Origin of the sequence: Corynebacterium sp. HMSC034B08, from assembly GCF_001835805.1 — a bacterium.
GTDB classification, from domain to species: Bacteria; Actinomycetota; Actinomycetes; order Mycobacteriales; family Mycobacteriaceae; genus Corynebacterium; species Corynebacterium coyleae.
This window is the reverse complement of record NZ_KV825899.1, coordinates 41,242-51,668: the sequence shown is the minus strand read 5'-3', so window position 1 is coordinate 51,668 and position 10,427 is coordinate 41,242. Positions and strand designations below refer to the sequence as shown.

At 63.0% G+C, this 10,427-nt stretch carries 10 protein-coding genes and 1 pseudogene; 3 read left to right on the top strand and 8 right to left on the bottom strand.

Annotated elements, in window-relative coordinates; translation table 11 throughout:
* The coding region (locus tag HMPREF2656_RS00550; RefSeq protein WP_083319384.1) for an acyl-CoA carboxylase subunit beta at positions 1-1,548 on the bottom strand (1,548 nt) is incomplete at its 3' end.
* A 121-nt stretch (positions 1,549-1,669) separates the two neighbouring features.
* Between HMPREF2656_RS00550 and HMPREF2656_RS00545 the strand changes: the two genes are divergently transcribed.
* The gene (locus tag HMPREF2656_RS00545) at positions 1,670-2,047 is read left to right on the top strand and encodes a holo-ACP synthase AcpS (RefSeq protein ID WP_070422877.1); all 378 of its coding nucleotides are present in this window, start codon (positions 1,670-1,672) and stop codon (positions 2,045-2,047) included.
* Positions 2,048-2,066: 19 nt separating this feature from the next.
* Here the strand turns inward: HMPREF2656_RS00545 and HMPREF2656_RS00540 are convergent, their stop codons facing one another.
* Positions 2,067-2,753, bottom strand: a complete 687-nt coding sequence (locus tag HMPREF2656_RS00540) for a type 1 glutamine amidotransferase (RefSeq protein WP_070815567.1) — start codon at positions 2,751-2,753, stop codon at positions 2,067-2,069.
* 2 nt (positions 2,754-2,755) lie between these two features.
* Positions 2,756-2,920 (bottom strand): RNA helicase, encoded by a 165-nt coding sequence (locus HMPREF2656_RS12665; RefSeq protein WP_141760957.1) that lies wholly within the window; start codon positions 2,918-2,920, stop codon positions 2,756-2,758.
* Positions 2,921-2,993: 73 nt separating this feature from the next.
* On the opposite strand from HMPREF2656_RS12665, the gene trpS reads away from it, so the two are divergent.
* Entirely contained in the window at positions 2,994-4,004 is a 1,011-nt protein-coding gene (gene trpS, locus HMPREF2656_RS00535) for a tryptophan--tRNA ligase (protein WP_070570522.1), read from the top strand.
* Positions 4,005-4,042: 38 nt separating this feature from the next.
* Here the strand turns inward: trpS and HMPREF2656_RS00530 are convergent, their stop codons facing one another.
* Both HMPREF2656_RS00530 and HMPREF2656_RS00525 read right to left on the bottom strand, forming a co-directional pair.
* On the bottom strand, positions 4,043-5,935 hold the full coding sequence (locus HMPREF2656_RS00530; RefSeq protein WP_070815566.1) for a heavy metal translocating P-type ATPase: 1,893 nt from the start codon (positions 5,933-5,935) through the stop codon (positions 4,043-4,045).
* Positions 5,932-6,291, bottom strand: coding sequence for a Cd(II)/Pb(II)-sensing metalloregulatory transcriptional regulator CmtR (locus tag HMPREF2656_RS00525; protein WP_070614306.1), 360 nt, complete (start codon positions 6,289-6,291; stop codon positions 5,932-5,934). The genes HMPREF2656_RS00530 and HMPREF2656_RS00525 overlap by 4 nt, the downstream gene beginning before the upstream one ends.
* Positions 6,292-6,430: 139 nt before the next feature.
* Between HMPREF2656_RS00525 and HMPREF2656_RS00520 the strand changes: the two genes are divergently transcribed.
* Positions 6,431-7,525 carry a YhjD/YihY/BrkB family envelope integrity protein gene (locus tag HMPREF2656_RS00520; protein WP_070815565.1) on the top strand — a complete coding sequence of 365 codons (1,095 nt, stop codon included), beginning with the start codon at positions 6,431-6,433 and terminating at the stop codon, positions 7,523-7,525.
* On the opposite strand, the gene HMPREF2656_RS00515 is transcribed toward HMPREF2656_RS00520, so the two are convergent.
* The 3 genes and pseudogenes from HMPREF2656_RS00515 to HMPREF2656_RS00505 form a co-directional block, all read right to left on the bottom strand.
* Positions 7,485-8,756, bottom strand: a complete 1,272-nt coding sequence (locus tag HMPREF2656_RS00515; RefSeq protein WP_070815564.1) for a D-alanyl-D-alanine carboxypeptidase family protein — start codon at positions 8,754-8,756, stop codon at positions 7,485-7,487. The two genes, HMPREF2656_RS00520 and HMPREF2656_RS00515, sit on opposite strands and share 41 nt — an antisense overlap.
* Positions 8,753-9,880 (bottom strand): trimeric intracellular cation channel family protein, encoded by a 1,128-nt coding sequence (locus HMPREF2656_RS00510; RefSeq protein ID WP_083319383.1) that lies wholly within the window; start codon positions 9,878-9,880, stop codon positions 8,753-8,755. Before HMPREF2656_RS00510 ends, HMPREF2656_RS00515 begins: the two co-directional genes overlap by 4 nt.
* Positions 9,881-9,905: 25 nt before the next feature.
* A pseudogene (locus tag HMPREF2656_RS00505) lies at positions 9,906-10,427 on the bottom strand (hypothetical protein); the annotation flags it as partial.

The window sequence follows — 10,427 nt, the reverse complement described above, 5'->3', positions numbered from 1 at the left end:
GACCGAATCGATCAGACCGCGCTCAGCGGCCTTGTACGGGTTGAGCATCTCGTCTTCGTAGTTGCGCTCGTACTTCGCAATCAGTTCGCGGAGCTCCTCGTCGCTCACACCGGAGTCGCGGGCGTTAGCAATGTCTTTGCGGTTGATAAAGCCGACTGCGCCAGACGCACCCATCACCGCGATCTGCGCGGTCGGCCACGCCAAGTTCACATCGGCGCCGAGGCCCTTCGAGCCCATCACGCAGTACGCGCCGCCGTACGCCTTTCGCATGGTCACGGTCACCTTCGGCACGGTTGCCTCGCCGTAGGCGTACAGCAGCTTCGCGCCGCGGCGCAGAATGCCGCTGTGTTCCTGGTTCGCGCCGGGCAAGAAGCCGGGAACGTCCACCAGCATGACAATTGGGATGTTGAAGCTGTCGCAGGTGCGGATGAAGCGCGCGGCCTTTTCCGCCGAGTCAATGTCCAAGCAACCTGCGAGCACCATGGGCTGATTAGCGACGAAGCCCACCGGCTGGTCCTCAATCCGACCAAACGCAGTGACGACGTTTTCAGCGCGCTGCTCCATGACCTCCAGGAACTCGCCGTCGTCCGCGATATGCGCAATCACGTCGCGGACCTCATAAGGGGTGTTCGGCGAGTCTGGGATCAGTGAATCCAGCGCGGCAGCATCGGTGGCGTCTGCCTCTGCATCGGTTGGGGTTGCCGGGCGCGGCGCCGACTTCTGGCGGTTGTTCGACGGCAAGTACTCGAGCAAGTCAGCCACCCAGTCGAGCGCATCCTCGTCGGATTCCGCAACGTAGTGGCAGTTGCCGCCCTGCTGCATGTGGATCCAGGCGCCGCCGAGCTCCTCCTGCGAGATCTCCTCACCCGTGACCGTCTTGATCACATCCGGGCCGGTGACGAACATCTTCGAGGTCTCATCCACCATGACCACAAAGTCGGTCAGCGCGGGGGAGTAGGCGTTACCGCCGGCGCAAGCGCCCATGATCACGGAGATCTGCGGGACCACGCCGGAGGCTTCGATGTTGTGCAGGAAGGTTCGCGCGATCCAGTCCAGCGATACCGCGCCGTCCTGGATGCGGGCGCCTGCACCTTCGTAGAGGCCGATCAGTGGACGACCGGTGGTGACGGCAAGACGCTGAATCTTGGTCATCTTCTCGCCGTAGACCTCACCCAACGCGCCACCGAAGACGGTGCCGTCCTGGGAAAAGATGCAGACCTCGCGTCCGTCGATCGTGCCGAATCCGGTGACAATGCCATCCGTTGCCGGCCGCTTCGCCTGCATCCCGAAGTCATGGGTGCGGTGGCGGGCGTGCTGGTCGAACTCCACAAACGAGCCCTCGTCCAGGAGGTAGTCCAAGCGCTCACGTGCGGTCAGTCTGCCTGCTGCGCGGACCTTCTCCAGTGGTTTTGATCCCATCGGCTCGGCCGCTTCGGTGCGTCGTTGCACGAGGTCATCGTGTTTTTGGGCTGTGGTCGCCGGTGCCGGGGTTGGCGCCGGAACCGCTGCCTTTTCAGTCTGATGTACACCTGTAAACGTATTTGGCATGCTGGCATTCTAAACCTACGAATCCGTAAGTTACTAGTCGGTAGGTAAATTCCCAGCCACACAGCAGGTTCTGTTACGAACACCAACCCCCGATGGACATTCAAGAAACTAGGCTTTGACCATGCATATCGGCATCGACCTCGTGGACGTTTCCTCGTTCGCCCAACAAATGGAATTCCCAGGTTCTACCTTCGGTTCTGTGTTCACCGACCGCGAGATACGCACGTGCAACACGAAGCCGAATCGTGCTGCATCGCTCGCCGGACGCTGGGCGGTAAAGGAGGCTTACATCAAAGCCTGGTCCCAAACGATCATCGGCCAGCCCCCGCTTATCACCCCGGACGAGCTCAACTTCGCCGAGATAGAAGTAGTCAACGACGCATTCGGGCGACCTGTGGTCCAGTTGCACGGTGAGGTCGCACGGTTAGGCCCCCACGTCCAAAGCGTCTCCCTGAGCCACGACGGCGACTATGCGATTGCCACTGTGATCGTGGACTAGGGGCGCTTGGCCGGAAGGCTTACCGCCACGCCTGGGCGGCACGGACGAAGCCGGCTGCAAGGGTGCGGCCGGTGTGGGTGAGGTGGTCGTCGCGAAGCGAAAGCTCCTGGGTGACGGCGGCAGCGTCATAACCGCTGCGCGCGGCCCACTGACCTGCAACATCGGGGGAGCATTCGGGGTGGAACTGCACCGAGACGATGGAACCGAGACGCATCGCCTGGATGGGGCAGCGGGCACTCGAGGCGAGCAGTTGCGCGCCGGGCGGAAGCGACACCACTGCATCGTGGTGGGATTCGACCACAACCAATTCGGGATCGAGGGCGCCGAAAAGAGGATCGGCAAGACCAGCTTCGGTCAGCGACACTCGTGCGGCGCCCTCTTCGTCCTGACTGGCTAAGCCGACGGAAACTTCGCCCCCGAAGCAGTCGGCGATGATCTGGTGGCCAAGGCAGATACCCAGAACCGGCATGCCTGACGAATGAGCTGCGCGAAGGAGGTCGTGGACGGCGGGCAGCCAAGGTGCGGCCTCGGCGTCCAGAGCGTTGGTGCGACCGCCGAGGAGGATGAGGGCGGAGGTGGTGTCGTCGATACGCGGTGGCGTTTGGTTGAGATCGACGACATCGAGCTCAGCGCCGGCGCGTTCGAGCCATGGGCCGAGGCGCTGGAGCGGGCTGATCGGGTCGGGCTGGAGAACAGTGATGCGCATGGTCAGAGGTCAAAAGAAGCGACGCGACGCATTTCATCAGTGACACGGATCTTGCCTTTGCCCTCGCGCTCTCTCTTGAGGATCAGCTTCGCAAAAGCAATCTGGCCACGGGGCGGACGTTCTCCCTTAACATCCTGAGCTGCCTCAGGGCGGTTACTCACAGTCATCGCTGCTCCTTTCGTGGGCTTCATCGTAGCGAGTAAACAACCCCCGGTTCCCTCGAATGCGCATCGGGTTAATATGTGGTGCATGCAACGCGTGCTTTCCGGAATCCAGCCCACCGCCGACTCTTACCACCTGGGAAACTACCTGGGTGCCCTGAAACAGTGGATTGACCTGCAGGACGGCTACGAGGCGTTCTACTTCATCCCGGATCTGCACGCGATCACGGTGGACCAGGACCCGGAAGAGCTGCGTCACCGCACGCTTGCGGGCTGTGCGCAGTTGATTGCGCTGGGTATTGACCCGGAGCGTTCCACCCTGTTTGTGCAGTCCCACGTGCCGGAGCACGCCGAGCTGACTTGGGTACTGCAGTGCCTGACTGGTTTTGGTGAGGCCAGCCGCATGACGCAGTTCAAGGACAAGTCGGCCAAGCAGGGCCAGGACCGCACGTCGGTTGGTCTGTTTACCTACCCAGTGCTGATGGCTGCGGATATTTTGCTGTACTCGCCGCAATTGGTGCCGGTGGGTGAGGATCAGCGTCAGCACTTGGAGCTCACGCGTACGCTCGCGGAGCGCTTCAACTCCCGCTACGGCAAGACGTTCACGGTGCCGGAGGGCATGATCGTCGAGGGTGCGGCGAAGATCTACGACCTGCAGGATCCGACGTCGAAGATGTCCAAGTCGGGTGCGAACCCGAAGGGCATTGTGAATCTTCTGGACGAGCCGAAGACCTCCGCCAAGCGCATCCGCTCCGCCGTGACTGACAACGATGGCGTGATTGCCTACGACAAGGAAAACAAGCCGGGCGTGTCCAATCTGCTGGTGATTCAGTCGGCGCTGACAGGCAAGTCGATCGACGACATCGTCGCCGGCTACGAAGGCCAAGGCTACGGCGCGCTGAAGGTGGATACGGCGGATGCGCTCGAGGCGTTCACCACGCCGCTGCGCGCGCGTTACGACGAACTCATGTCGGACCGTGCCGAACTCGAAGCCATCCTCGCCCGCGGTGCCGAGCGCGCCCGCGAGGTGGCATCGCCGCTGCTGAAGGACGTGTACGAGAAGGTTGGGTTCTTAGCGCCGAAGCGCTAAGGGCTAGCGGCGGAGCCAGGTCCGTTTCCGGCGTAGCCTCAGCGCTTCGCTCGTGCGGCCCGCAGGCCGTTCAAGATCACGATGACTTCGGCGACCTCGTGAACCAACACCACGGCGGCTAGGCCCAGCACGCCGGTGATCGCCAGCGGCATCAACACGATGATGATGGCCAGAGACAGCACGATGTTTTGGTTGATGATCCTGCTGCCTCGGCGGGCGTGCTGCAGAGCCTGCGGGATCAGCCGGAGGTCGTGGCCGGTGAAGGCGACGTCAGCGGACTCGATCGCGGCGTCAGAGCCGGTCGCTCCCATCGCAATGCCCACCGTCGCGCCTGCCAGTGCCGGCGCGTCGTTGATGCCGTCGCCGATCATCGCCGTCGGCGTCCTGGAGGAGAGTTCGGCGACGATGTTTGCCTTGTCCTCCGGTCGCAGCTCGGCGCGCACGTCGTCGATTCCGGCGATTTCAGCCAGCGCCCGGGCGGTGCGAGTGTTGTCGCCGGTGAGCATGCTCACTTCCACGTCGTTGGCGTGCAGGGTCTGCACGGCTTCGGGAACCTCGGGACGCAGCTCGTCGCGGACACCGATCGCCCCGGCGAGGGTGTCATCGACGGTGACCAGGACGCAGGTCTGGCCCTCGGACTCCATGCGCTCAACGTCTGCCTTCAATGGCCCGGCGTCGATCCACCGGGGGCTGCCCACCAGCACTCGTCGGCCTTCGACGGTGCCGCCGATGCCATGCCCGGCTTCCTCGCTGATGTCCGAGGCGGTGGGCGCTTCGGGCGCCGCTGCCGCGATCGCCGCGGCGAGGGGGTGCGTCGATTGCTGCTCAACTGCCGCTGCGAAGGAAAGCACCTGGGCCCGATCGAATCCGTCCGCCGGGACCACGCTGGTAACCTCGGGCTGGTTGCGGGTAAGGGTTCCGGTCTTGTCCACCGCCAGGTGACGGATGCCACCGAGCCGCTCGAACGCCGCGCCGGACTTGATGACCACGCCGAACTGGCTGGCCGCGCCGATCGCGGCCACGACCGTCAGTGGCACGGAGATTGCCAGCGCGCACGGCGACGCTGCGACCAGAACCACCAGCGCACGGGTGATCCACGTCTCGGGGTCGCCCAGCAGCGAGCCAATCACGCCGACCAGCACCGCCAGGATCATCACCCCGGGCACGAGGGGTTGGGCAATTCGGTCGGCGATCCGGGCGCGGTCGCCCTTTTCCGCCTGCGCCTGCTCGACCAGGTCCACGAGTGTGGTCAGCGAGTTGTCCGTTCCAGCTGCGGTCGTCTCGACCTCCAGCACACCGGCGGAGTTGATCGCTCCCGCGGGTACCTCGTCGCCGGGTGCGACCTCCTCCGGAATGGATTCTCCGGTGATCGCTGAGGTGTCAAGGCTGGATCGTCCGGAACGAATGATGCCGTCCGTGGCGATTCGTTCCCCGGGGCGCACGAGCATCAGCTCGCCAACCTCAAGGTCCTTCGCTGCGACCTCGACCGCTGTGCCGTCGCGCAGCACCGTCGCGGTCTGCGGCACCAACTTCAACAGTGCCCGCAGTCCGCTCTGGGCCCGGTCCATCGCCTTGTCTTCCAGTGCCTCGGCGATCGAGTACAGGAACGCTAGCGCCGCGGCCTCTCCGACGTAACCGAGGATCACCGCGCCGACCGCACTGATCGTCATCAGCAAGCCAATGCCGAGCTTGCGCTTCGTGACAAGGTTCCGGATCGCTCCAGGTGCGAACGTGTAAGCGCCCAACAGCAGGCCGACCCAGAACAGTACTGTCGCGGGTGTCTCCAAGTCGGACCAGTCCAGCGCCAGACCTATGAAGAGGGCTATGCCGGAGAAGATCGGCAGTAGCAACTCGGGGTCCTTCCACCATGGCCGATCGAGCTCTTCGACCTCCGCGGCGGGTTTGTGTTCGCATCCACACGCTGAACTCATGCGTCCGCTCCCTTCTCGCCGCAGCCGGGGACCGAGCACTCAGAGTCGATGCATGGGGCGTTTTCGTCGACAGCCAGCGTCGCGTTGACCAGCGCGTTGAGCGCTGCTGCGAGATGCGGATCGGCGATTTCGTAGCGGGTCTTGCGGCCTTCCGGCTCGGCGACGACGATGCCGCAGTCACGCAAGCAGGTCAGATGGTTCGAGACGTTTGAGCGGGTCAGGTCTAAGTCGTGCGAAAGCACGGCTGGGTAGCTCGGGCCGTCGAGTAGTGTCATCAGGATTCTGGAACGCGTCGGATCCGCCATGGCCCGGCCGAGCCGGTTCATGACGTCGAGGCGTGAAGCAATGGTCAGCATGCGCTGAACTGTACAGTGGCTACTGAACTGGCGCAAGGCGTGAGAAGTCTGCTACTGCCTCCGCCCCCGCTACGCCGTTTCGCAGGCTCCTCTACGATGTGTTCGGTAAAGCACATCCGTTTAGAAGGGACGTCCGTCGATGGCAACCTCGACATCGCCGCGTAAGGCGTACACCGACGAACAAGGAATCGAGCGCGCCTCGAAGCAACAGCAAGAAGGCCTAGAGGCGAAAGTAGAGGAGAAGGCGCCCGCTGCGGCTCACGTGCTGCGGATGAACGAGCGCTTCGGTTCAGAAGGCGGTAACCAGCTTGCCGGTGGCATTACGTACTTCTCGGTGCTGTCGCTGTTTCCGCTGCTCATGCTGCTTTTCGCTGGCCTCGGTTTCTTCCTGAGTGCGCGGCCGGATCTGATCCAGGAGATTGAAAACCAGATCACCTCCTCCGTGGACGGCGATCTGGGCGACATGCTCAATGAACTGGTCAATGCTGCTATTGATCAGCGCGGTGCCGTCGCTGGTATTGGTTTGCTGACCACCCTGTGGTCTGGCCTGGGCTGGATGAACAACCTGCGCGTGGGCGTGTCCGCGATGTGGAAGGTGGATGCGAACGAGGGCGGCAACTTTGTGACGAAGAAGTTGGCCGACCTACTGGGCCTGATCGTGCTCATTGTCCTGTTCGTGGTGGCTGCAGGCGTGACCGCGGTTGGCGTGTCCGGCTGGACCAGCACCGCAATGGAGCGCCTTGGCATCGGTGATTTCCCGGGCGCGCGCCTCGTGGTGTGGGTCGTTGGATTCCTGGTCAGTGTGCTGGCCAGCTTCCTGGTCATGCTGTGGGTGAACATGTACATGCCGCGCACGAAGGTGCCGGTGAAATCAGGTCTGAAGGGTGCGCTGCTCGGCGCGGTCATCTTCGCCATCTTGCAGCAGTTCGCAGGTCTGGTGATTTCCTCCGCTACCGGTAACCCGGCGGGTGCAATCTTCGGCCCGATCATCACCCTCATGGTCGTGCTGTACCTGATCTGGCGCGTGGTGCTCTACGTTGCAGCATGGACTGCGACGACGCAGGAGTCCCTGGACGCAGCCCTGGCGGAGGTTCCGGAGCCGGCCGTGATCAATATCCGTGCAGGTGCGGTGCGTAACACCGATAAGTCGGCGTCTACCGGCAAGGCGCTTGGCGTCGGTGCCGCGCTTGGCGCTATCGGCGTTGGCCTCGCTTCCGTGCTGACGCGAGACTAACCACAGCGGCAAGCAACGCGAGGGCCACAACGCCCGCGACGACAAGGTAGGACCACCAACGGTTCCAGGCCGTCTCCTCTTCCATACCGGAGTTCTCTTCGGGCGTGCGGGAGGGGGAGGCCTTCGTCGTTTCAGGGGTGTTGGTCTCTGGGGGCGCTAGCTTTGCGACGACACCCTCCACCCCATACGCCGCATGCAGCAGCATCTGCGCCTGTTCCCAGGCGCGGTGTTCGTGGGCAGTGGTGTCGAGGACGACGGCGACGAGGCGGCGGCCATCGTGGTTGACCGCACCGACGAAGGTGTGGTTGGCGTCGTCGGTGTAGCCGGTTTTTCCACCGATGCCGTCAGGGTCGTTGAGGTAGAGCTTGTTGTCATTCCACAGTTCAAACGCTGGTAAGTCGTCGAAGCCGGGGAACGTGTAGGACTCGGTGGCGACGATGTCCGCGAACGTGGGGTTCGCAAATGCCGCTTTGTACGCCAGGCCCATATCCCACGCGGAGGTGGACATGCCGGCGCTGTCCAGGCCGGAGTAAGAGGTGGCGCGGGTATCGGTCATGCCGAGTATTTTGGCCATTTCGTTGATCTTCAAAAGCGTCATCTCGTTGCCGCCGAGCGCCTGGGCGAGCGCGTGGGCGCAATCGTTGCCAGAGGCCAACAGCAGACCGTGGAGCAGGTCGTTGACGGTGTAGTCGCCGCCCTCGCCGATGCCTGCGGCGGAGCCTTCCTGGCCCGCGGACTCGGCGGATACCGGCACTTTCTGGTCTAGCGGCAGTTCGTCGATCGCCGCCAATGCCAACAGCACTTTGATGATCGATGCCGGACGGTATCGTCCGTGCGGATCCTTCATCGCCACCACGTCGCCGGAATCCAGGTCAGCCACCAGCCACGCGGATGCGAGCACGTCCTGCGGAACCTCGTAACCGTCGGCGACGCTGACCCCACACGGCCCGTCGTAGGTCACCGGCAACGCGTCCGGCGTGCTTGTGGCCCGTTCTGAGGTGGAGACAGGCTCCGGCGGCCAGGTTGCCTGCGGGCAGTTATCGGTATCGGGTGCTTTGTCGCGCTTGGGTGGGACCCAGTTGCCGGTGTCGTCGTAGTAGCCGGTGGTGGGGGCGGCCGGCTCGATGGCATCGGTTGGGGCGGGGGTTTCGGCGTCTTGCGCGTTCGCTGTCAAGCACAGCCCCATGCTCAAACACACCACCGGAACTGCTGCCAACGTGCGCTTGATCATTTAGGACCCTTCTGTTTGTAGCGGGTGACGAGGCGGTCGATGAGCTCGTCGGTAAGTTTCTCATCGGAAAGAATGATATCGAGCATGTCAGCATGCATCGCCTCAGTTTCCTCCGGATCTGGTTCTACCTGGTCATCGTAGGAATCGCCGGAGAGATCCATGCCGATGCCGTCGAGGAGCCCCTCGTCTTCAACAGGGGTGTCAATTCCCGTGGCTTCTGCGAGCATCTCCGCATCAATAGCGGGGAACTGGGTGGTGAACTCGGTGAGGAAATCATCCGCATCGCTCATCGCCTGCGCCGGGCGCTTGCCCTTGCGGATCTCCGCATCGATGCGACGCTGCAACGCCTTCTCCATCTGGCGGTGGCGCCAGGAGCGCACACGGGTTGGCTCCAACTCGCGGGCCACCGCGCGTGATTTGTTCTCAGCCTTGCGCGCAAGCGTGGCTACCTGCGTCGCCGTCGCGTTCACAGTGGTATTTACCGGAGCGAACTCCGAGTCGGTGGAAATGCGCCAGTTGCCGTAGTAGCCGAACAGGAACAGGGCGAAACTGGCAACAGGTCCGAGAATCATGCCCCAGGCGAGGTAGCCAGTGGCGTTGCCGATCAGCGTGATCACTGCACACGCCACTGCCGGCAGCACGGTGGGTTGGTTACCGCCAAACACTGACGGTTCTTGGCCGGTGACCACGTCGCGGATCATGCCGCCGCCGGTCGCGGTGAAGACACCCATCATGATGGTGGGCACAACCGGAAGCCCGTACTGGATTGCTTTCGACGCACCCGTGGACGCCCACAATGCGGAGACCAACGCGTCGCCATGCGATTGCAAAAATTCCCATGCGCGGCCCTTGAAGTAGGTGAACCTGGCGATCAACGCGCCGGTAAACGCAAGGATCAGGTACTCAGGCTGGCTCATTGCTGCGACGGTGCCTTCGTTGATCAGCACGTCGCGCAACATGCCTCCGCCGAGTGCGGAAAGCATCGCGATGAAGAAAAACCCCACGATGTCGTAGCCGAGTTGGCGTGCCAGGGTGCCGCCAATGACACCCATGAGGAGCACGCCGGAGATGTCCATCCAGTGATAGATGGCGTTGATGAGGGGGTCGACCTGGTCCACTGCCATAGCCGACCATTCTAAACCTCAGGTCTTAGAACTTGGAGAAGCGCTTGATCAGCTGGTTTTCCATCTCGGTCCACGTCTCCGCCTTATCGGTGAACGGTGCCGACGGAACGTATCCGGCTGCGCGGGTGGAGCCAAGCATGTACGCCAGGTAGTCCTGCATGCGCGGGTTGGCCAGCAGCAGGGAGTTCAGCGAATCGTCCTTCGCCCAGTCGGCGGCGTCCGCGAGCAGTTCGTAGGCCTTGGCCATCTGCTTGGTGTCTACCGCGTCGGTGCCCTTGGCAATGTCGGCGGCGATGCCGTTAAACGAGTAGGAGTTGTCCGGGTGGACCTCCACCTTCAGATCGCCAGCGTTTGCCGCGTTGAGGATGTCCTGCCAAGTGGACACGCCTGCGAGGTCGTGGTCGTCGTTTTCCAAAATCCAACGGCCGAGGTGCTTCGTGGACGGGAAGGTGATGATCTCGCCGTACTTACCCAAGAACACCGGCGCGCCGTTCAGGTACGTGCGCAGCGTGTACACGCTCTGGCCCTGGATGGAAACCTTCACCGG